The 21621-nt window shown below is 69.4% G+C and carries 16 protein-coding genes; 8 read left to right on the forward strand and 8 right to left on the reverse strand.

Annotated features, from left to right (window positions below):
• The first annotated feature begins 4 nt into the window (after positions 1-4).
• Positions 5-481: a Sec-independent protein translocase protein TatB gene (tatB, locus tag B842_RS05110; protein ID WP_040085527.1), complete on the forward strand. Its 477-nt coding sequence runs from the start codon at positions 5-7 to the stop codon at positions 479-481.
• On the opposite strand, the gene B842_RS05115 is transcribed toward tatB, so the two are convergent.
• From B842_RS05115 to B842_RS05125, 3 genes are read right to left on the reverse strand one after another with little or no spacing between them, the layout of a single operon-like run.
• Positions 478-1608, reverse strand: a complete 1131-nt coding sequence (locus B842_RS05115; RefSeq protein WP_040085529.1) for an Mrp/NBP35 family ATP-binding protein — start codon at positions 1606-1608, stop codon at positions 478-480. The two genes, tatB and B842_RS05115, sit on opposite strands and share 4 nt — an antisense overlap.
• A gap of 21 nt (positions 1609-1629) precedes the next feature.
• Positions 1630-2187 (reverse strand): DUF1003 domain-containing protein, encoded by a 558-nt coding sequence (locus B842_RS05120; protein ID WP_040085530.1) that lies wholly within the window; start codon positions 2185-2187, stop codon positions 1630-1632.
• Entirely contained in the window at positions 2180-3469 is a 1290-nt protein-coding gene (locus B842_RS05125) for a magnesium transporter MgtE N-terminal domain-containing protein (RefSeq protein ID WP_040085531.1), read from the reverse strand. The genes B842_RS05120 and B842_RS05125 overlap by 8 nt, the downstream gene beginning before the upstream one ends.
• Positions 3470-3521: 52 nt before the next feature.
• Between B842_RS05125 and B842_RS05130 the strand changes: the two genes are divergently transcribed.
• Together B842_RS05130 and B842_RS05135 are read left to right on the forward strand one after the other, a co-directional pair.
• The gene (locus tag B842_RS05130) at positions 3522-4019 is read left to right on the forward strand and encodes a YflT domain-containing protein (protein WP_040085532.1); all 498 of its coding nucleotides are present in this window, start codon (positions 3522-3524) and stop codon (positions 4017-4019) included.
• 10 nt (positions 4020-4029) lie between these two features.
• Positions 4030-4719, forward strand: coding sequence for a hypothetical protein (locus B842_RS05135; protein WP_156119445.1), 690 nt, complete (start codon positions 4030-4032; stop codon positions 4717-4719).
• Positions 4720-5230: 511 nt separating this feature from the next.
• Here B842_RS05135 and B842_RS05140 read toward each other — a convergent pair.
• The 4 genes from B842_RS05140 to B842_RS05155 all read right to left on the reverse strand — a co-directional run bounded on the left by B842_RS05140 (position 5231) and on the right by B842_RS05155 (position 14504).
• Entirely contained in the window at positions 5231-8968 is a 3738-nt protein-coding gene (locus tag B842_RS05140; protein WP_040085535.1) for a multifunctional oxoglutarate decarboxylase/oxoglutarate dehydrogenase thiamine pyrophosphate-binding subunit/dihydrolipoyllysine-residue succinyltransferase subunit, read from the reverse strand.
• 124 nt (positions 8969-9092) lie between these two features.
• The gene (locus B842_RS05145) at positions 9093-12821 is read right to left on the reverse strand and encodes an ABC transporter ATP-binding protein (protein ID WP_040085536.1); all 3729 of its coding nucleotides are present in this window, start codon (positions 12819-12821) and stop codon (positions 9093-9095) included.
• Positions 12822-13589, reverse strand: coding sequence for a hypothetical protein (locus B842_RS05150; RefSeq protein ID WP_174520268.1), 768 nt, complete (start codon positions 13587-13589; stop codon positions 12822-12824).
• A 93-nt stretch (positions 13590-13682) separates the two neighbouring features.
• Positions 13683-14504 carry a shikimate 5-dehydrogenase gene (locus tag B842_RS05155; protein ID WP_040085537.1) on the reverse strand — a complete coding sequence of 274 codons (822 nt, stop codon included), beginning with the start codon at positions 14502-14504 and terminating at the stop codon, positions 13683-13685.
• A gap of 19 nt (positions 14505-14523) precedes the next feature.
• On the opposite strand from B842_RS05155, the gene B842_RS05160 reads away from it, so the two are divergent.
• The 3 genes from B842_RS05160 (at position 14524) to B842_RS05170 (ending at position 18277) form a co-directional block, all read left to right on the forward strand.
• Positions 14524-16101, forward strand: a complete 1578-nt coding sequence (locus tag B842_RS05160) for a carboxylesterase/lipase family protein (protein ID WP_040085539.1) — start codon at positions 14524-14526, stop codon at positions 16099-16101.
• Between the two features lie 124 nt (positions 16102-16225).
• Positions 16226-17089, forward strand: coding sequence for a hypothetical protein (locus B842_RS05165; protein ID WP_040085541.1), 864 nt, complete (start codon positions 16226-16228; stop codon positions 17087-17089).
• Between the two features lie 126 nt (positions 17090-17215).
• Positions 17216-18277, forward strand: a complete 1062-nt coding sequence (locus B842_RS05170) for a serine hydrolase domain-containing protein (RefSeq protein ID WP_156119446.1) — start codon at positions 17216-17218, stop codon at positions 18275-18277.
• Between the two features lie 5 nt (positions 18278-18282).
• Here the strand turns inward: B842_RS05170 and B842_RS05175 are convergent, their stop codons facing one another.
• Entirely contained in the window at positions 18283-18744 is a 462-nt protein-coding gene (locus B842_RS05175; protein ID WP_052437765.1) for a hypothetical protein, read from the reverse strand.
• A 101-nt stretch (positions 18745-18845) separates the two neighbouring features.
• Here B842_RS05175 and B842_RS05180 point away from each other — a divergent pair, with 101 nt between their 5' ends.
• Both B842_RS05180 and B842_RS05185 read left to right on the forward strand, forming a co-directional pair.
• Complete coding sequence (locus tag B842_RS05180; RefSeq protein WP_040085543.1) at positions 18846-20069, forward strand: MFS transporter; 1224 nt, start codon at positions 18846-18848, stop codon at positions 20067-20069.
• Entirely contained in the window at positions 20070-21434 is a 1365-nt protein-coding gene (locus B842_RS05185) for a DHA2 family efflux MFS transporter permease subunit (RefSeq protein WP_040085544.1), read from the forward strand.
• Positions 21435-21621: the final 187 nt, after the last annotated feature.

Raw genomic sequence — 21621 nt, forward strand, 5'->3', positions numbered from 1 at the left:
ATGTGTGTTTCAGAGTATCGGTTGGCTGGAGATCTTCACGCTGCTGATCGTGGCTCTCATTGTCGTCGGCCCGGAGCGTCTGCCCGGACTCATCGAGGACGTGCGGGCGGCGATCTTCGCGGCCCGACGCGCGATCAACAACGCCAAGAAGGAGCTGAACGGCGAGTTCGGCCCGGAGTTCGACGAGTTCCGTAAGCCCCTCGAGCAGGTGGCGGAGTACACGCGCCTCGGCCCCCGGGGAGCCCTCACCAAGGCACTCTTCGACGGCGACGACTCCGCCCTCGACGACTTCGACCCGCAGCGCCTCATGCGGGAGGATCCGCGTGACACCCCCGACGCCCGTCGCCGGACCCCGCAGCCGCAGCCCTCGCAGCAGCAGGCGTGGCAGCAGAATCAGCCGAACCCGCCGCAGTCCCCGGACGACACCCCGAAGGGTGACTACGGGACCGGCGGCGGGTTCTCCTGGGCCGACATCACCTAGCTGCGGGTGACGCCCAGCCCCAGCGACTTGCCGGCCAGCGACTCGCGACGGGTCATCAGCTGCTCCGCGACGGCTCCGATGGCGCGGCCCGCCGGGCTGTCCGGCTCGGAGACGGCGATCGGGGTGCCGTCGTCGCCGTGGGCACGCAGCGCCGGGTCCAGCGGGATCTGGCCGAGCAGCGGCACCTTGCCGCCCGTGAGCACGGACAGACGCTCGGCGACGTGCTGGCCGCCGCCCTCGCCGAAGACGTCGAGGGTCGTGCCGTCGGGAAGCACCATGGCGGACATGTTCTCGATGACGCCCGCGACCCGCTGACGGGTCTGCTGGGTGATGGAACCGGCGCGCTCGGCGACCTCCGCGGCCGCGGCCTGCGGGGTGGTGACGATGAGCAGCTCCGCGTTCGGCACCAGCTGCGCCACGGAGATGGCGACGTCACCGGTGCCCGGCGGCAGGTCCATGAACAGGAAGTCCAGGTCGCCCCAGAAGACGTCGGCGAGGAACTGCTGGATCGCGCGGTGCAGCATGGGGCCGCGCCACACGACCGGCGCGTTGCCGTCGACGAAGTGGCCGATGGAGATGAGCTTCACGCCGTGGGCCATCGGCGGCATGATCATGTCGTCGACGGCGGTGGGGCGGTCCGTGGAACCGAGGAGACCCGGCACGGAGTGGCCGTAGATGTCGGCGTCGAGGACACCGACCTTGAAGCCGCGCGCCGCCAGGGCGACGGCCAGGTTGACGGTCATCGAGGACTTGCCGACGCCGCCCTTGCCCGACGCCACCGCGTACACGCGGGTCGTCGAGTCGGGCTCGGCGAAGGGGATCGTGGGCTCCTCGACGCCACCGCGCAGCGACATGCGCAGCTCACGGCGCTGCTCATCGCTCATGACGTCGGTGGTGACGGTGACGGAACCGACGCCCTCGATCTCCTCCACCGCCGCCTGCGCGTTGGACGTGATGGTGGATTTCATCGGGCAGCCGGCGATGGTGAGGTAGAGCTCGACAGCGACGTCCGAGCCGTTGACGGCGATCGACTTGACCATCCCCAGCTCGGTGAGGGGCTTGCCGATTTCAGGGTCCTCTACGCGGGACAGCGCGCTGCGGACAGCGGATTCGGTGATAGCAGACATGACAGCGTCCATCGTAGTAAGTCAGCGGCCGGTGTCGTCCGCCAGGTCACCCTGGGTGGGCTCGGAGAGGTCCTCGTGGGAGTCGGCGACATCGGCGGAGACGTCGTCGAGCTTCGCCTCCAGGCGCTCCAGCAGAGCCCGCAGATCCTCCAGCTCGTGGCGCAGGAAGTCGCGGGACACCATGTCACCGACGGCCAGTCGCACGCCGGCGAGCTCCCGGGCGAGGAACTCGGTGTCCGCCTTCGTCTGCTCCGCCCGCCGGCGGTCCGCGGACAGCGTCACCTTGTCACGGTCCTCCTGCCGGTTCTGCGCCAGGAGGATGAGCGGGGCGGCGTAGGCGGCCTGCGTCGAGAAGGCCAGGTTGAGCAGGATGAACGGGTAGGGGTCCCACTTCCAGATGAACCAGCCGCCCGCGTTGAGCGCGATCCACACGATCACGATGACGGTCTGCCACATGAGGTACTGGCCCGTGCCGAAGAAACGGGCGACCTGCTCCGCGCCGGCGCCGACGGCGTCGTCGTCGATACGCAGCAGCCGGGAGCGGCGCTTCGCGACGGGGGTGTCCAGGTAGTCAGCCACGGTGCGTCTCCTTACGCGGGCGCAGGCCCTCGGAACGCCAGTCCTCGGGCAGCAGGTGGTCGAGGAGGTCATCGACGGCGACGGCCCCCAGCAGATGGTTGTCCTCGTCGAGCACAGGCCCGCAGACGAGGTTGTACGTCGCGAAGTAGCGGGCGGCGGTCTCCTGGTCGTCGTCCGCGTAGAGCGGCGGCAGGTCTGGGTCGAGGATGCCCGACACCAGGGTCGAGGGCGGCTCGCGCAGCAGCTTCTGCAGGTGCACGCACCCCAGGTAGTGGCCCGTCGGGGTGGCCGTCGGGGGACGCACCACGAAGACCATCGACGCCAGCGAGGTCGGCAGATCGGGGTTGCGGGCCAGGGCCAGCGCCTCCGCGACGGTGGTCTGCGGGGTGAGGATGAGCGGCTCCGGGGTCATGAGCGCGCCGACCGTGTCGGGGGAGAAGCTCATGAGACGACGGACCGGGGCGGACTCCTCCGGGTCCATCAGCTCGAGGAGCACCTCGGCCTTGTCGCCCGGCAGCTCCTGGAGGATGTCGGCGGCGTCGTCCGGGTCCATCTCCTCGAGGACGTCCGCGGCACGCTCGATGTCGAGGGTCTCCAGCAGCTCCGCCTGATGATCCTCCGGCATCTCCTGGAGGATGTCGGCCAGACGCTCGTCGTTGAGCTCGTTGGCCAGCTGGTGCCGCTCGTCGCTGGACAGTTCGTGGAGGATGTTCGCGACGTCCGCGGGACGCATCCGGTCGAAACCCGCCAGCCGCTCCGCCAGCTCGTCCGACTGCCCGGCACCACCCGAGGACAGTCCGTGGACGTGATTCCACGGGGCGGTGAACAGGCTGGGGGCGCGGCCGAACTTGGGGCGCGCACCGAACATCGCCACCTTGGTGATCACCCAGTCGCGTGTGCGCACCCGCTCCAGCTCGATGTCGGCGATCTCCACTGCCCGACCCTGCAGGTGGGGCAGCTCCGGGTCGTCCGTGTGCACCTTCGCACCCACCAGATCACCCATGAGGGTCAGCTCACCCGCACGGACCTGGAAGGCCCGCATGGACACCGAACCCGACGCCAGGGTGATGTCACCCGGCTCGATCGCCGCGATGCGTCCCATCGGCACGAAGATGCGCCGTCGGCTCACCAGCTCCACCACCACACCCAGCGCGCGGGACTGCTGCCCCTGCGGACGGATGGTGACCACGACGTCGCGGACACGGCCGATGGGGTCCAGATCCGGGCCTCTGACCTGCAGTCCGATCAGACGACCCGCGTACACGCGGGTGACAGCACTCATGACACCCAATTCTAGACCGGAACCAAACGGACTCCTGATTCGTTGAACAGGTATGAGCTCCCCCGAGAAACGTCCACCCCTGCGCGCCCGACCCACCGGCTGGCCGGTGGGCAGTTTCGACTCCTACGAGGATGCGCAGGCGGCCGTCGACAAGCTCTCTGACCTGGATTTCCCCGTCGCCGACCTCACCATCGTCGGTGTGGACCTCATGGAGGTCGAGCGGGTCAGCGGACGCCTCACCTGGCCGCGCGTCATCGGCGGGGGTGCCGCGTCCGGTGCCTGGATCGGTCTGTTCTTCGGACTGCTGTTCAGCTTCCTCGGCGGCGACATGACCTCCGCCCTGCTGCTCGGCCTGCTCCTGGGCGTGGTCTTCGGCATGGTGTCCGCCGCCGTGCCCTACGCCCTGTCCGCCGGCAAACGGGACTTCACCTCCCGCACGGAGATCGTCGCCGGCCGCTACGACCTGCTGTGCGACCCCGCCCGCGCCCCCGAGGCCCGCGACATCATCGCCCGCTCGGGTCTGGCCCGGATTCAGCCTCCGACCGGGTAGATTCATCGGCATGAATGCCGCCCCGTCCGCCGCCCGCACCCCGAGGAGGCTGGTGTGGTCGGCCACACTGGCCGCCGTGACCCTGCTCGCGGGGCTCGCGGGCTGCTCCACCGCGGAACCCGGCCGCTCACCGGACCCCGACCACGAACGTCCCGTCCGGATCCTCGTCTCCGGGCACTCCCCGGAACAGCTGATCCTCGGGCAGATCTACCTCCAGGTCCTCAACGAGGAGGGCCGCGAGGCCGACCTCATCAGCGAGTCCACCCCCCAGCCCCTCAACCGGCTGGCACGCCTCCGGGAGAAGGAGGTGGACCTCGTCATCGGCTGCACCGGCAACCTCCTCCACCGCCTCGACCCGGTGCGCGCCCACGAACTGTCCGCCGAGATCGCGGCCGGAAAGGTCGAGGACCCCGCCGACCAGACCCACCGCGAGTTCGTCGGGGCGCTGCCCGGTTCACTCACCACCACCGACCCGTCCTCCGCGCAGGGCTGCGCCGAGGACGTGCACCTCCGGCAGGTCCCCGACCTTCCCGAGAGCATCGTCCCCGTCTTCTCCCGGGACCTCTTCGACCGGGAGGAGACCGCCGCCCTCGCCGCCGTCACCCGCGTGCTGACCACCGAGGAGATCGCCTCCCTCATCGAGGAGCTGGAGAAGGAGTCTTCGGTCTCGACCGTCGTCGCAGAGTGGCTGGGTTACTAGGACCTGCCTGAAAACAGGTGAAACGTCAATCCACCGACATCCCTGACACCACAAACGGGCTCACCTGTTCTCTTTTCATCCCGACTGGCGATCGTCCCTGGACGTCGATCAGCCACCCGTGTCGAGTTTCGGTGAGGAGGTTCAGGCAGCCTCCTCGTCACCCGGCTCGGGTGGCGGCTTGCGCATCCCGCGCCATACGGCGAGCCAGCTCTCCACGGTCTCGGACGGCCGTAAGGCGAATCCTACTGTGACCGCAATGATCACTCCCACTGGCACTTCGTTTATATCCATGTGGAGATAGAAGCACGGTGCTGTGCGCGTGAGGTTGGACGTGCTCGTAGGAGACCGGTAATGACCAGCTCAGTCGGGTTTTCGTGGTTGACCGTACTGACCGAACCTACTGTGCCGCCCAGGTGTACCCGCCGATGACGCGGACGTCGGGAAGCACAACGGCGCCCGGCCCCTCCGAGGAGGAGCCGGGCGCCGGCGGTGAGTCAGGAACCCTGTCGGACTAGGCGAAGGCCTCGTCGATCAGCTGGGCCTGCTCAAGCTGGTGGACCTTGGTCACACCGGTGGCCGTCGAGGACTGCGCACGGCGGGAGATACGGCGCATCTCCGGCATACCCGGGATCAGGTTACGCAGGTGCTCGTTGTAGAACGGCCACGGACCCTGGTTCGCCGGCTCGTCCTGGACGAAGCGGACCTCGGTGGCGTTCGGGTAGCACTCGAAGGCCTCGCGCAGACGGTTGAACGGGATCGGGTGCAGCATCTCGACGCGCACGATCGCGATGTCCTCGCGCTTGTCCTTCTTACGACGCTTCTCCAGTTCGTAGTACACCTTGCCGGAGCAGAGCATGATCGTGGTGACCTTCTCGGCGTCGCCGATGATGTTGCCCTCGAGGTCGACCAGACGCGGGTCGTTGTAGACCGACTGGAAGGACTTCACGTCGGTGAAGTGCTCGACCGGGGAGGCGGCGTCCTTCATGCGGAGCATCGACTTCGGGGTGAACACGACCAGCGGGCGACGCATGGTACCCAGTGCGTGACGACGCAGCAGGTGGAAGTGGTTCGCCGGGGTCGTCGGCTGGGCGACGGTCATGGAACCCTCGGCACACAGCTGCAGGAAGCGCTCGATGCGGGCGGAGGAGTGGTCCGGGCCCTGGCCCTCGTAGCCGTGCGGCAGGAGGAGGATGACGCCGGAGGTCTGACCCCACTTGGCCTCACCGGAGGAGACGTACTCGTCGATGATGGTCTGCGCACCGTTGGCGAAGTCACCGAACTGTGCCTCCCAGGCGACGACGGCGTCGGAGTTGCCCATGGTGTAGCCGTACTCGAAGCCCATGCCGGCGTACTCGGTGAGGGCGGAGTTGTACACGAGGAACTTGCCGCCGTTGCCCTTCTCCACGGCCAGCTCGTTGAGCGGGTTGAACTCGTTGCCGTTGCGCGGGTCGATCGGGATGGCGTGACGCTGGGTGAAGGTGCCTCGGCGGGAGTCCTCACCGGCGAGGCGGACCAGACGGCCCTCGTTCGCCAGGGAGGAGAAGGCGATGAGCTCGCCCCAGCCCCAGTCGATGCCACCCTCGCGGACGGACTCGGCGCGACGCTTGGCCACCGGTGCCACACGCGGGTGGAACTCGAAGTCCTCCGGTGCGTTGGAGTAGGCCATGCCGATCTCGACGAGGTCCTCGCGGGTGATGGAGGTGTCCAGGCCACGGGTCAGCTCCTGGGAGCCGGTGATGCCGGTCTGCTCCTGCGGGCCCTCCTTCTCGGCCTCCTTGACCTCGTTGAAGACGGACTCCATCTGGTCGTGGAAGTCCTGTGCCGCGATCGCGGCGTCCTCGGCGGAGAGGTCACCACGGCCGACGAGGTCGTCGGTGTAGCGGGCACGGACGGACTTGCGGTCCGCGATGAGGTCGTACATGAGCGGCTGGGTCATCGACGGGTCGTCGGCCTCGTTGTGGCCGCGGCGACGGTAGCAGATGAGGTCGATGAAGACATCCTTGCCGAAGCGGCGACGGTACTCGGTGGCCAGCTGACCGACCCAGACGACGGCCTCCGGGTCGTCGCCGTTGACGTGGAAGACCGGGCAGTCGAAGCCCTTGGCCACGTCGGTGGCGTAGTGGGTGGAGCGGGAGGAGTCCGGGGTGGTGGTGAAGCCGATCTGGTTGTTCACCACGATGTGGACGGTGCCGCCGACGGTGTAGCCGCGCAGGCCGTACAGGTTGATCGTCTCCTGGACGATGCCCAGGCCGGCGAAGGAGGCGTCACCGTGGAGCATGAGCGGCATGACGGTGAAGCCGTCGTCGCCCTTGTCCAGCAGGTCCTGCTTGGCGCGGGCCATACCCACCATGACCGGGTTGACGGCCTCGAGGTGGGACGGGTTGGCGGTGAGGGAGACCTTGATCTCGCCGTCGCCGAACATCTGGATGTGGGTGCCCTCGGAGCCGAGGTGGTACTTCACGTCACCGGAGCCACCGATCTGGCCCTGGGTGATGTTGCCCTCGAACTCGTTGAAGATGGTGGCCAGGGACTTGCCCACGATGTTGAACAGGACGTTCAGGCGACCACGGTGCGGCATGCCGATGACGACCTCGTCGAGGCCCTGGCCTGCGGCGGTGTCGATGGCGGCGTCCATGAGCGGGATGAGGGCCTCGGCGCCCTCGAGGGAGAAGCGCTTCTGGCCGACGTACTTGGTCTGCAGGAAGTTCTCGAAGGCCTCGGCGGCGTTGAGCTTCTGCAGGATGTACTTCTGCTCGGCGTTGGTCGGCTTGGGCATGCCCGCCTCGAGGCGGTCCTGCAGCCACTCACGCTCGTCGCGGTCGAGGATGTGGGTGTACTCGGAACCGACCTTGAGGGTGTAGGCGGCGCGCAGGCGGGAGAGCACCTCGCGCAGGGTCATGGACTCCTTGCCGCCGAAGCCACCGACGTGGAAGGTGCGGTCCAGGTCCCAGATGGTCAGGCCGTGGGTCTCGATGTCGAGGTCACGGTGGTCCGGCACCGGCATGCCCGGCTGGATCCACTGCAGCGGGTTGGTGTCGGCGATGAGGTGGCCGCGGGAGCGGTACGCCTCGATGAGCTGCATGACGCGGGTGTTCTTGTCGATGCCGCGGTTCGGCAGGTCCTGCGCCCAACGCATGGGGGCGTAGGGGATGTTCATCCGGTCGAAGATGTGGTCCCAGAACTTGTCGTCGACCAGCAGCTGCGACATGGTGCGCAGGAACTCACCGGACTCCGCGCCCTGGATGACGCGGTGGTCGTAGGTGGAGGTGATGGTGACGAGCTTGCCCACGCCCAGCTCGGCGAGGCGGTCCTCGGAGGCGCCGGCGAACTCGGCCGGGTAGTCCATGGAGCCGACGCCGATGATGGTGCCCTGGCCCTTGGTCAGACGCGGGACGGAGTGGCGGGTGCCGATGCCGCCCGGGTTGGTCAGGGAGACGGTGACGCCCTGGTAGTCATCGAGCTTCAGCTTGCCGACGCGGGAACGCTCGACGATGTCCTCGTAGGCCTCGACGAACTCGTCGAAGGCCATGTTCTCGGTCTCCTTGATGGCGGCGACCACGAGGGCGCGGGAGCCGTCCTTCTGCGGGAGGTCGATGGCGAGGCCGAGGTTGATGTTCTCCGGGACGACGACGGACGGCTTGCCGTCCTTGATCTCGTAGGAGACGTTCATGTCCGGGTGGGCCATGATCGCCTTCACCATGGCGTAGCCGATGATGTGGGTGAAGGAGATCTTGCCGCCGCGGGTGCGTGCCAGGTGGTCGTTGACCATGGCGCGGTTCTCGAACATGAGCTTGACGGGCATGTCACGCACGGAGGTCGCGGTCGGGACCTCGAGGGACTCGTCCATGTTCTTCGCGATGGCGCGGAACATGCCACGCAGCGGCGTGGAGCCGGCCTCCGGCTTCGGGGTGTTGGCGGCGCGGTCGATGGGGGAGACCGGCTTGCGGCGGGCCGGGCGCGCCGGTGCCGCGGCGGCCTTCTGGGTGGTGGCCTGGGCGGCCTTGGCCTGCTCCGTCACGACGGTCTTTCGCTCCTCGTTCTTGTCGGAACCGATCGGGCCCGCGCTGGGCACCGACGCCGGCTGGGATGCCGACCTGGGGGCTGCGGTAGTTGCAGCGGACTGCGGGGCACCGTTCTTCTCAAACAGCTCCCGCCACTCCTTGTCCACGGACTGGGGGTCCTTCTGGAACTGCTGGAACATCTCGTCTACCAGCCACTCATTCGGGCCGAAAGTACTTGCGCTGCTCACGGCAGGTGCTCGCCTCATTTCATTGCTTCATGGTGCAGTCGTCTTGCCAACAATAATTGTCCACTACAGGGTAGCGTGATGATACCCTGCCCCCCGCACTGCCGGGGGCTTTACTTCACCCCCGTTAGCGGTGGGCACGCCACAGTCCGGCGTACACACCCTCACGGGCCAGCAGTTCGGGGTGGGATCCGTCCTCGATGATACGTCCCTTATCCACGACGAGGATTCTGTCGGCCCGCGCGGCCGTCGCGAGGCGGTGCGCCACCACCACCGACGTGCGCCCGCGCGTGACCCGCGCCGAGGCGTCGAGGACGGCGGCCTCGGTCGCCGGGTCGAGGGTGGCGGTCGCCTCGTCGAGAAGCATGACGTCAGGGCGCAGGAGCTCCGCGCGGGCCAGGGCGATGAGCTGACGCTGACCGGAGGACAGGCCCCGGCCGCGCTCGCCGACGGTGTGGCGGAAGCCACCCGGGATGCCCGCGATGATGTCGAGCGCACCGATGCGGCGGACGGCCTCCTCGACGTCCTCGTCGCTCGCCGACGGCCGCCCGTACGCGATGTTCTCCGCGACGGTGCCGATGAACAGGTGGGCCTCCTGCGGGACCTGGGCGACCTGGCGTCGCCAGTCGGCGAGGGGGAACTCGCGGATGTCGGTGCCGTCGGCGCAGACGTGGCCGCGCACCGGGTCGTAGAACCGGGCGAGCAGCTTCACGACGGTCGACTTGCCCGCCCCCGTCGGCCCCACGAGGGCGACGGTGGTGCCCGGCTCGATGCGGATGTCGAGGTTCTCGGCGACGAGCGGGCCGTCGGGGGAGTAGGCGAAGTCGACGTGGTCGAGGGTCAGGGGACCGCGGGCAGCCTCCGCGGCGGCGTGCGCGGTGCGGGTGCCGGTGTCGGCGACGGTGGGGCGTTCGGCGAGCAGGTCGGTGATGCGGCGGAAGCCGACGGCGGCCTGCTGCCAGGAGTCGAAGATCTGGCCGAGCTGCTGGATGGGCCCGTAGAGCTGGGCGAGGTACATGACGAACGCCACGAGCACGCCGGCGGTGAGATCCCCGTCGACGACCCGGGCGGCCCCGACGCCGAGGACCAGGGCCGTGGTGATCTGTGAGATCGCGTTGACGCCGGGGAAGTAGATGGCGACGGCGGTCTGGGCGTGGGTGCGCAGGCGTCGGTAATGCTCGGACTCGGCGGTGAACTCGGCGAGCACGAGTGAGGTGCGGCCGTGCATCTGGGCGGTGCGCAGACCGTTGATGTTCTCCTGGAAGGAGGCGTTGACGGCACTGATCTGCTCGCGGGCACGGGTGTAGAGGCGCGAGGAGATCCGGCGGAACACGAGGGTGGCCGCCAGGATGAGCGGGATTGCCGCGACCGCCACCAGCGACAGCCCGGCGTCGGTCCAGGCGAGCATGGCGGTGATGCCCACCAGGGTGCCCACCGACACGATCGCCTGCGCCAGACCGGTCTGCAGGAAGGAGCTGAGGGTGTCGATGTCGGTGGTCATGCGGGTCATGATCCGGCCCGAGAGGTTCGTCTCGTAGAAGTCCATCGACAGCCGCTGCAGGTGCGCGTAGCTGCGCAGCCGCAGCCCGTAGAGCAGACGCTCACCGGTGCGGGAGGTGAGCACCACCAGGGCGGTGGCCGCGGCCCAGCTCACCGCGACGACGGCCAGGCCGCCGGCGGCGATGCGCCACAGCGCACCCATGTCCCCCTGCGCGACGCCGTGGTCGACGGCCCAGCGCATGAGGGTGGGGAAGGCGAGGTCGGTGAGCACGCCGACGATGAGCAGCACGATGACCGACACGATCAGCCAGCGCACCGCCCGGAACAGGTCCCGCACGCGGAAGGCGGCGCGGTCGGCGCGCAGGTGGGCGGAGTCGAGGGCGGGCTCCTCGGTGGCGGGCGGGAGCTTCTTGACGCGCGCCAGCAGCTCCGGCGTCGCCGAGATGTTGCCCAGGCCGCGCCCACCCATGCCGCCACCCATGCCACCGCCGCCCATGCCCCGGCCCATGCCGCCGGGCTGGGTGGAGATGTGCTCGGTGCGCACGCGTTCGACGTCACCCGGCCACAGCTCCTCGGGGGCGGGCTCGGGGATGTTCGTGCGGTCGGGGAGGGGGACCGGTTCGGGGTCCATGATGCGCAGGTAACGGGGGTCCTCCGCGAGGGCCGCGACGGTGTCGACGGCGGTGATCCGGCCGTCGTCGATGAGGGCGACGCGCTCGGCGAGGTCGAGGGTGGACTGACGGTGGGCGACCGCGAGCACGGTGACGTCGGTGAGCTCCCTGCGGAGGCCGGCGAGGATGCGGGCCTCGGTGGCGGCGTCGATGGCGGAGGTGGCGTCGTCGAGGATGAGCACGCGCGGGCGGGAGAACAGTGCGCGGGCGAGGGCGATGCGCTGGCGCTGGCCGCCGGAGAGCGTGAGGCCGCGTTCGCCGACGACGGTGTCGAGGCCCTCGGGGAGACGGTCGATGAACTCGGTGGCCTGCGCGAGGGCGGCGGCGTGGCGGATCTCCTCGTCGGTGGCCTCCGCCCCCATGGCGATGTTGTCGCGGATGCTGGAGGAGTAGAGGAAGGCCTCGTCGAAGACGACGGTGACCGCCTCCCGGAGGGCGGCGCGGGTGATCGTGTCGTAGGGGACCTCCCGGCCCCCGGAGGTGAGGGCGAACGTGCCCTCGTCGGGGCGGTAGAAGCCGCCGGCCAGTTGCACGGCCATCGACTTGCCGGAGCCGGCGGGGCCGATGAGCGCGAGGGTCTCGCCGGGCGCGATGTCCAGGCTCATGCCGTCGAGCACGCGGTGGCCGCCGGTGTGGAAGGTCACGTCGCGGATGCGCAGACCCAGGGGGCCTGCGGGGATGTCCTGCGGGTCGGCGGGGTCGGGGTCCTGCGGGGCCATGTCGAGGACCTCGGCGATGCGGTCCAGCGACGCCAGGCCCATCTGGAAGGTGACCAGCAGACCGGAGAGCATGCCCACCAGGCGGGTCATGGTGGCCAGGTACACGGAGAAGGCGAAGAAGGTGCCCACCGTGATGCGGCCCCCCATGACCAGCCAGCCGCCGAGGAGGATGTTGATGACCAGGGCCACCTGAGGCAGGTTCTGCAGCAGCGGCTGGAAGCGGGCCATGAGCTTCGCGGCGCGCATCTTGGCGGCGTAGAGGGTGCGTCCCAGGCGGTCGAGGTGGTCGACCTCCCGGTCTTCCTGCGCGAAGGCCTTCACCACGCGCACGCCGGTGACGGTCTGCTCGACGTGGGTGGCCAGGTCGGCGGCCGACTGCTGGGCGACCCACGTGGCGGCGTACATCGAGCGCCGGGACCACACGGCGATGCCGACGATGAGCGGCATGAACGCCAGGGCGATGACCGTGAGCAGGGGGGAGACCCACAGCATGACGCCGGCGGTGATGAACAGCTGCACGACGTTGCCGATCGCCATCGGGCCCATCGCGACCAGCCCCTGCGTGGCGTTGAGGTCGGAGATCGACCGGGACACGATCTGCCCGGTGACGATCCGGTCCTGCCCGGGGCCGTCGAGACGTTGCAGCCGGTCGAGGATGCGCACGCGCAGGGTGTGCTGGGTGTCGATCGACAGGCGGCCCGCCGTGTAGCGCCGCAGGAACTGGCTGAGGTAGCGGGCCAGCGCCACGAGGATGAGCACGACGATGATCTGCCGCAGCGATGCATCGGTACCGGTCGGGCCCTGCCCGCCGACGCCGGTGGCGACGTCGACCGCCGAGCCGGTCAGCAGCGGGATGGCGATCTCGAAGAGCACCGCCGCCACCGTGGCGACCAGCGTGACGGCGGTGATGCCGCGGCGGTCACGGAGGGCGTCGAGAAGCTCCCGGAGCCCGGAATGCCGCCGCAACTAATCCACCGGCACGGTGAAGGTCGCCGGGACGACGCCCAGGGACTCCCGCGAGTTCGCGATGACCGCGCGGGTGAGCTTGCGGTTGGCGAGCGTGCCCGCGATCGCGCCGATACCCAGCGGCATGAGCTTGCCCAGCCACACGCGGCGGAAACGCTTGGACAGGTTCTTCAGCGCCATGCGGATGAGCCGGTTGTTGATCTCCCCGAGCTTCGGGGCGGAGAACCGCGCGACCGTCGACATGGTCGGCAGGCCCTTGGACTTGCCGACGTCCCCGACGAACGCGTCCACCACCGCCGTGCCCTTGGCACCGAGCAGGGACACGAGGATGAGGGCCTTGCGGCGCTCCTTCTCCGAGATGTCCACGCCCCGCAGGTGCGCGCTGGCCATCGTGTACCAGGCGGCGGCGTCGAGGAAGACGATCGACTCCGCGCCGATCGCGGCCGCGCCCGTGAAGAACCCGATGCCCGGGATCGCGGCGGCGGCGCCGGCCCCCGCGCCGGTTCCGGTGGTGATCATGAGGAAGTGCTTGTCGACGAGCTCCTGGATCTCCGCCGGACTCGCCTCAGGATGCTTCCGTCGCAGACGGTCGACGTAGTTCTCGATCGCCGAGGACTGGATCGACACCGCCTTGTCGAGCGCGCGGATCAGCGCCCGGCCGGCAGGACCGGCGTCGGCCTCCAGCGCCTGCGGATCAGAACCCAGGCCGTCGACGATGGCCTGCTCCGGGGCGTCCGTCGTGGGCGGGGTGGACTTGATGAGGGCCATGGGTTCTCCTTACAGACTGTTGCGGTTACCTATTGTCCGATTCTAATTGAATACACATTGTCCAACTCCGGGTCAGACCCGTTTGTTCCCGATTCAGGAGTTCTCCTCGTTGGCGAAGGCCTCCGCCGCCTCCACCTGCTCCGGGGTGGGACGCACGCCCGTGTACAGCGCGAACTGCTCCGCCGCCTGCAGCGCGACCACCTCGCCGCCGTTGATCGACGGCCGCCCCAGACGCTCCGCGGCCGCGATGAGCGGGGTGCGCACCGGGTACGCGACGACGTCGAAAATAATGTCGGCGGCCGTGATCTCGGCGTCGCTGAACGCCTGCGCCTCCGGGGCCAGACCCGACATGCCCAGCGGGGTGACGTTGACCAGCAGGCGGGCCCCCGCGGGCACCTCCTCCGGGGACCAGTCCCAGCCGTAACGCTCCGCCAGGGCCGGGCCGGTCTCCGCGTTGCGGGCGACGACGGTGCCCGACATACCGTGGTCGGCCAGCGCCGCGACCACCGCGTTGGCCATGCCGCCCGAACCCCGCACCGCCACCGGCAGGGAGGGGTCGACGCCGTGGGAGCGCAGCAGCGAGGCGACGGCGACGTAGTCGGTGTTGTAGCCCACCAGCTCACCGTCGGTGTTGACGATGGTGTTCACCGCGTTGATGCGCTCGGCGGAGGGGTCGAGGGCGTCGATAAGCGGGATGACGTCCTGCTTGTAGGGCATCGACACGCCCGCGCCCCGGATGTCCAGCCCCCGGATGCCGGCGACCGCCGCGGTGATGTCCGTCGGGGCGACCGCCTTGTAGAGGTAGTTGAGCCCCAGTTCGGCGTACAGCCAGTTGTGGAAGCGCACGCCGTGATTCGAGGGACGCGCAGCCAGGGAGATGCAGAGTGTGGTTTCGCGGTCGACGTAGTTCACCATGCTCACTACCGTAGTGATCATGACCTCCTTCGACACCCCGGGACCGCTGGTCCGCACCACAGCGGGTGCGGTGCGGGGGCTGGTCGACGGGAAACTGGGGATCCGGACGTGGCGCGGCATCCCCTTCGGGGCCAGCACCGGCGGCGACAACCGCTTCCGCGCCCCCCGCCGCCCCCGCCACTGGAGGGGCGTGCGCGACGCCACCCGCTTCGGGCCGGTCGCCCCGCAGCCGACCTACTCCTGGACCGACCGCGTCGTCGGCGCGGAGAACTGCCTCCACCTCGACGTCGTCCGCCCGGACACCGACGACGAACTGCCCGTGGTCGTCTACCTCCACGGCGGCTCCTTCATCATGGGCTCCTCCCACGAGCCGATGCTGCGCGGCTACCAGTTCGCCACCGCCATCGACTGTGTGTACGTCTCGGTCAACTTCCGCCTCGGGGCACTCGGCTACCTCGACCTGCGTTCCATCGGCGACGACTGCGTGGCCAACCCCGCCGTGCGCGACCAGCTGCTGGCCCTGCAGTGGGTGCAGTCCAACATCTCCCAGTTCGGCGGCGACCCCACCCAGGTGACGCTCATGGGGGAGTCCGCCGGTGGCGCGGCCGTGGCGACCCTCATGGCCATCCCCGCCGCCGAGGGCCTCTTCCACCGCGCCATCGCCCAGTCGCCGCCGCTGGCGATGGTCCACTCACGCGCCCAGTCCGAGCTGTGGGCCCGCGAGCTCGTCTACCAGATGGCCCTGCCCCGCCAGGCGACGCTGCGTGACCTGCGCGCCGAGCACCCCCACGACCTGGTGCGCGCCGGGCAGTCGATGATGTGGCGCGGCCAGGGCTTCATGCACCTCAACACCACCTACGCGCCGACCGTCGACGGCACGCTCCTCCTCGAGCACCCCCTGCGGGCCTTCGGGGACGGCCAGCAGATGAAGGTGCCGCTGCTGCTGGGCACGAACTCGGACGAGGCGAGCTTCTCCAAGCTCTTCTACATGCGGAACTCCGCCCGCTCCCGCGCGGCCCTGCGCCTGCTCTCCGCCTTCGACTCCACCGAGGCCCACCGCGTCCTCGACGCCTACTCCGGGGCCTACGAACGCGGCCAGTTCGCGGAACTGCTTGCCGACGCCCTCTTCTGGGCCCCCTCCGTGCGCCTCGCCACCGACCACAACCTCGTGGCGCCGACGTGGATGTACCGCTTCGACTACGCCCCCGCCGCCCTGCGCTGGCTGGGGCTGGGCGCGATGCACTCCCTCGAGCTCTCCTCGATCTTCGGTGACCCGGGGGCGTCGCGGACCTCCGGCATCACCCGCTTCGGCGGCATGGAGGGCATGGCCGAGCTCACCGACCGCATGCAGTACCACTGGGGCCAGTTCATCCACCACGGCCGGCCGGGCGTCGAGTGGCCCCCCTACGGGCCGCCCTCGGACACCATCCCCGCCCGCGCCACGATGGTCTTCGACGACCCCCCGCACGTCGAGTACGACCCCAAGGACGGGCAGCGCCGCGCCTGGGCCGACTACGACATGACGGAGTGGGGCAACGGCGTCCCCGAACTGCTGGAGCAGTTGGGGCTGATGATCAGCACGGAGCTGGGGCGGTAGCCGCCCGGGTTCTCCCGCAGGTGGCGAAACGCTGGGCAGGACGGGGCGCGCGCGGCTAGGCTGGTGCGGGATTGCCGTTGGCGGTCGTCGACAAGAGAACAACCGGGAAGGGATTTCCACCACCATGAGCTTCTTTGAGGACATTGCCGCCGCCCTGGATGCAGAGGGCATCGAGTCCCGCGTGCACGACGACACCATGTTCGTCCCGATCACCTCCGACCTGGAGATCCAGTTCGTGGAGATCGACCCCCACATGCCCGCCGCCAACGTCTACATCGCGGCCGCCGACGTCGACGAGGACGACGAGAACTTCGAGGCCGTCCTCGTCTCCGTCGTCTTCTCCGTCGAGGACGCCGTCGACACCGTCGCGCGCCACGTCGCCACCGACCAGGTCGTCACCGTGCTGCGCGACCTGCTCGAGGGCACCGACGAGCGCATCGGCGACCTGGAGTTCTACCAGGACGCCGTCAACGCCAACCTCGTCCGCGCGGAGGTGGGCAACAACTCTGAGCTGCAGGTCCTCGTCGAGGTCATCGACGGGGTGCCGTCCGCGGTCGTCCAGTTCGTCGCCATCGGGGAGTCCTTCGAGGACCTCATCGACCAGGCCATCGACGAACTCTGGGAGTCCGACGGCGACGCCCAGCTCACCGAGGAGGACCGCCAGCGCATGTTCGCGGACCTCACCGCCGAGGTGGAGCTGGCCACCGACGAGGTCCTCGACCTCGGCGTGTTCACCGACTTCGACAGGCTTTTCGACGTCATCTCGCTCGCCGCCGACCAGGCCGAGGACTGGGAGGAGCAGCTCGTCCCCTTCGACGAGGACGAGTTCGACGAGCCGGACGTCTACGACCTCTTCGGCGCCGACGAGGGCGAGGATGACGAAGACGACGAGGACGACGACTTCGACGATGAGGACGACGAGGACGACGACTTCGACGACCTCGATGACGAGGACGACGAGGACGAGGCCGACCACGACGAGGCCTGAGCCTCGTCGATCGTCCACTGTGCGTTTCTCCCGCGACGGCTAAGATGCGCAGGGTGTGAAGGGCCGTCGGAATGAGCAGGAGTGGAGTGGGTCGTGGCGTTGTCCTCGAAGTTTCCGGTGTCGTTGGTGAATGAGCGGATTGCCCGCCTACGTCAGCGTCCGCCGCGGGAGGAACGGTTCCGGGCCGTCGACGAGAAGGTCGCGGAGATGTCGAAGCTCGGCGACGTGTCCGTGGCTATCGAGCGTGCCGACGGCTCCTTCCGGCACCTGTTCACCACCGGACCCCTCGACCCTGACTCGCGTTTCGCCAGCGGTTCGGTGACCAAGCTGTTCACGCACGCCATCATCTTCCGCCTCATCGACGAGGGGCAGCTCAGCTACGACACCCTCATCGCCTCCCGCGTGCCGGCCGGCTCGCTCGACGGGCTGCACGTCATCCGCGGCGAGGACTACGGCTCGGAGCTGACCGTCCGCCACCTCATCGACCACACCTCGGGGCTGGCCAGCTGGGAGGACACGAAGGACCCGGGTGGGCGCGACGTCATCGACCAGATCGTGGACTGGGACCGGGTGGTCAGCGTCGACGAGCAGATGGAGACGGCCGCCCGTAACGGCGCCAAGTTCCCGCCCGGCCAGGGCAACCGTGCCCACTACTCGGACCTCAACGCGGAGCTGCTCAGCCAGGTCGCCCAGCACACCACGGGCCGGACGTACCAGGAGCTGGCGAACCACTACATCATCACGCCGCTGGAGATGGAGCACACGACCTTCGTGCGGCCGGGGCGGCACGACTACGCGGAGGTCCGCACCGACAAGCACGTGGTGTGGTCCTCGCGGTACCTTTCCAGCTCGCTGGGTTCCTCCGGCGTCATCTCCACGGCCCCGGACCTGCTGGTGTTCATCCGGGCCTTCCACACCGGCCGGATCTTCGACCACGGGCACATCCAGGACCCGCAGCTGCGCCGCATCCAGCACCGTCCGCTGCGTTACGGCAGCGGCATGATGGCGATGGGGCTGCCGAAGATCCTGTCGCCGCTGGTCCCGGCGCCGCTCATCCTCGGGCACACGGGCGTGCACGGCGCCTTCGCGTTCTACTGCCCCTCCCGTTCGGCGTTCATCGCGGGTTCCGTGAACTCGATCGTCACGCCGCCCTTCGAGGTCATCTACCGCTACCTCGACGCGCTCTAGCCGGCTCAGGCGGCGGCGCTGTACCCCGCGAACAGTGAGGCGGGGGAGTGGACGGGGTGGTGGGCGGCGTCGACAAGCCAGACGTAGGTGGCGGCGCGGCCGCTGGGGATCTCGTGGACGGCGTCGACAAGCGCATTCTCGACGAGCGCCCGCACCCAGCCCTCCGCCCGCACCGGGTCGACGGCGCCGCGGGCGTCGGTGATGCGGAGGGTGACCAGGTAGGCGGGTTCGCGGTCCTCGCCGAAGCCGCGGACGCGGGCCCGGACGCGCTCACCGACGCGGTGGCGGGTGACCGTGAGCCGCAGCCCGTCGGGAAGTGTCTTGCCCGGGGGACGCCAGCTGGCCGCCGGACGGGCGAGGGAACGCGGGTGGTGGAGGATTGAGTGGATGTCACGCAGGGTGTCCGCCTCGTGGCGGCGGAGTTCGGTGGCGACGGTGGACGGGGTGTGCAGGTGGTTGATCGACATGCCCCGCACTCTAGGGCCGACCAATGACACGCCTGTTCGATATATGGAACATTTGTGCGAAAGGGCTGTTCGGGCGGGCAGGGGGTACCCTGAGCAGTGATATGACAAGTCAACAACAGGTCCGCCCGCAGATCCCCACCGAGATCTGGGTGCTCGTCACCGCGGCGTTCATCATCGCCCTCGGCTACGGACTCATCGCCCCGATCCTCCCGCAGTTCGCCGTCAGCTTCGACGTCTCCATGGCCGCCGCCGGAGCGGTCGTCTCCATCTTCGCGGCCTCCCGGCTGTTCTTCGCGCCGGTGTCCGGCCGCCTCATCGACACCATCGGGTCCCGCCGGGTCTACCTCACCGGACTCCTCACCGTGGCCGTGACCACCGCGCTCGTGGCCGCCGCCCAGGAGTACTGGCACATCCTGCTGCTGCGCGGCATCGCCGGCATCGGCTCGACGATGTTCACCGTCTCCGCCATGGGGCTCATCGTGCGGATCGCGCCGCCGGAGATCCGCGGCCGGGCCTCCGCGGTGTACGCCACCGCCTTCCTCGTGGGCAACGTCATCGGCCCGGTGGTGGGAGCGGCGCTGTCGATGCTGGGTATGCGCGCCCCCTTCGTCATCTACGGTGCCGCGGTGGCGCTGGCCGCCTTCGTTGTCTGGTGGCGGATGCCGCGCCGCGCCAGTGACGGGGAGGGGAAGAAGAAGGACGTGCAGCCGCCGATGCGTTTCGGCGAGGCCGTCCGTGACAGCGCCTACCGTTCGGCGCTGGTGTCCGGATTCGCGTTCGGCTGGGTCAACTTCGGCGTGCGCGTGGCCACCCTGCCGCTGTTCGCCGCCGCGGTGTTCCAGCACGGAGGTGCGATCGCCGGCCTCGCGATGGCGGCCTTCGCCCTGGGCAACGCGGTGACACTGCAGTTCTCCGGACGCCTCGCCGACTCCCTCGGACGCAAGCCGCTGGTCATCTCGGGGCTCGTCGTCAACGCCGTGTTCACCGGCGCCATCGGCTTCGCCGACAGCTTCTGGCCGCTGCTCATCGTCTCCGCGCTCTCCGGCGCGGGCGCCGGGATGCTCAACCCGGCGCAGCAGGCGGTGCTCGCCGACGTCATCGGCAACCAGCGCTCCGGCGGCCGGGTGCTGGCCAACTTCCAGATGTCCCAGGACCTCGGCGCGATCATCGGGCCGATCCTCATCGGTGCCGTCGCGCAGAGCTACGGCTTCGAGCTGGGCTTCCTCATCTGCGGAGTCATCGGCCTGGCGGCCGCCGCAGTGTGGGCCTTCGGACGGGAGACCCTCGAGGGTGGTCCCGGCGTGCAGCTGGAGAAGATCGCCTAGATGCCCGGGAACACCGTCAGCAGGGAGCGGTCCTGGCGGGCGCTGGCGGCGCTGTGCGTCGGCCTGTTCATGACGCTGCTCGACCAGTCGCTCGTCGCCGTGGCCCTCCCGCAGATCCGCCGCGACCTCGACGCCACCCTCAACCAGGTCGTCTGGGTCTCCGCCGTCTACCTGCTCACCTTCGCCGTCCCGCTGCTGGTCACCGGCCGTCTCGGGGACCGTTTCGGACAGCGCCGCGTGTACCTCACCGGCATGGCGCTGTTCACGCTCGCGGCCCTCGCCTGCGCCTTCGCCCCGACGATCGAGTGGCTCATCGCCCTGCGCGCCGTGCAGGGACTGGGCGGGTCGCTCATCAACCCGCAGCCGCTGAGCATCATCAACCGGATCTTCCCGCGCGAGCGCCGCGGCACCGCGATGGGCGTGTGGTCCGCCGTCGCCGGCTCCACGGGGCTGTTCGGCCCGGTCATCGGCGGCCTGCTGGTGGGCACCGTCGGCTGGCGGGCGGTGTTCCTCTTCTATGTGCCGCTCGGTCTGGTGTCCCTGTTCATGGTCCACCGTTTCGTCCCGCGCCTCCCGCAGGCGGTCGCGCGTATCGACGCCACCTCCGCCCTCGTCTCCCTCGTCGCCGTGCTCGGCGTGGTCTTCGCGCTGCAGCAGGGCCCGGAGTACGCGTGGGCACCGTGGATCTGGGGCGTGCTGCTCGTGGGGGCGGTCGCCTTCGCCGTGTTCGTGTGGCTGCAGCGCCGCACCGGGGAGGGGGCGCTCGTCCCGCCCGCCCTGTTCGCCCACCACAATTTCCGCCTGGGCATCGTCGCGGTGTCGACGCTCGGCTTCGCCGTCTACTCCGTGAACCTGCCGATCATGCTCTACCTCCAGCAGGGGGCCGGACTGTCCCCGCAGGCGGCCGGGTTCATGCTCGTGCCGATGGGCGTGCTCTCCGTGCTCCTGGCACCGATGGCCGGCCGACTCACCGACCGGCTGCCGCCGGGGCTGATCTCCCGGGCGGGCTTCCTCGCGCTCATCTCCGGGATGGTCCTCTTCGCCGCGTTCATGCACCTGGCGGCCCCGGTGCCGCTCTTCCTCCTGCCGATCGTCCTGCTCGGCGCGGCCAACGCGCTGGCGTGGTCCCCGAACTCGGCGATCACCATGCGCGACCTGCCGGTCCGCCTCACCGGGGCGGGCTCGGGCGTGTACAACACCTCCCGCCAGGTGGGAGCGGTGCTCGGCGCCGCCGCGCTGGGGGCCGTGATGCAGACGGGGGAGGGGACCGTCAGCCTCGGCGCCGCCATGGGCACGGCGATGCTCGTGCCGGTGGGGCTCCTCGCGGTGGGCCTGCTCGCGGTCTCCCGCTTCCGGGCGGACTAACCTCGACGGGCATGACCCCCGTCCTCATCGACTGTCTGGTCGAGGAGCGGGGGACGTCGTGAAGCATCTGCCGGCCCTCACGGTCGATCGCCGGTGAGCATCGCCCGATCCCGCCGCCCGGGAGCCCACTGTTCACCGGCGATCGACGCTGCCCGCCCGGTACGCGGACGTGACGTCCCTTAATCTG

Source organism: Corynebacterium humireducens NBRC 106098 = DSM 45392, from assembly GCF_000819445.1.
Lineage (GTDB): Bacteria > Actinomycetota > Actinomycetes > Mycobacteriales > Mycobacteriaceae > Corynebacterium > Corynebacterium humireducens.

Excerpts from the sequence above, each read along its gene's own strand:
- B842_RS05125 (WP_040085531.1), bottom strand. The coding sequence starts at position 3,469 with ATGAGTGCTGTCACCCGCGTGTACGCGGGTCGTCTGATCGGACTGCAG.
- B842_RS05155 (WP_040085537.1), bottom strand. The coding sequence starts at position 14,504 with ATGGTGAACTACGTCGACCGCGAAACCACACTCTGCATCTCCCTGGCT.
- B842_RS05135 (WP_156119445.1), top strand. The coding sequence starts at position 4,030 with ATGAATGCCGCCCCGTCCGCCGCCCGCACCCCGAGGAGGCTGGTGTGG.
- B842_RS05180 (WP_040085543.1), top strand. The coding sequence starts at position 18,846 with ATGACAAGTCAACAACAGGTCCGCCCGCAGATCCCCACCGAGATCTGG.
- B842_RS05175 (WP_052437765.1), bottom strand. The coding sequence starts at position 18,744 with ATGTCGATCAACCACCTGCACACCCCGTCCACCGTCGCCACCGAACTC.
- B842_RS05130 (WP_040085532.1), top strand. The coding sequence starts at position 3,522 with ATGAGCTCCCCCGAGAAACGTCCACCCCTGCGCGCCCGACCCACCGGC.
- B842_RS05165 (WP_040085541.1), top strand. The coding sequence starts at position 16,226 with ATGAGCTTCTTTGAGGACATTGCCGCCGCCCTGGATGCAGAGGGCATC.
- B842_RS05115 (WP_040085529.1), bottom strand. The coding sequence starts at position 1,608 with ATGTCTGCTATCACCGAATCCGCTGTCCGCAGCGCGCTGTCCCGCGTA.
- B842_RS05185 (WP_040085544.1), top strand. The coding sequence starts at position 20,070 with ATGCCCGGGAACACCGTCAGCAGGGAGCGGTCCTGGCGGGCGCTGGCG.
- B842_RS05160 (WP_040085539.1), top strand. The coding sequence starts at position 14,524 with ATGACCTCCTTCGACACCCCGGGACCGCTGGTCCGCACCACAGCGGGT.
- B842_RS05150 (WP_174520268.1), bottom strand. The coding sequence starts at position 13,589 with ATGGCCCTCATCAAGTCCACCCCGCCCACGACGGACGCCCCGGAGCAG.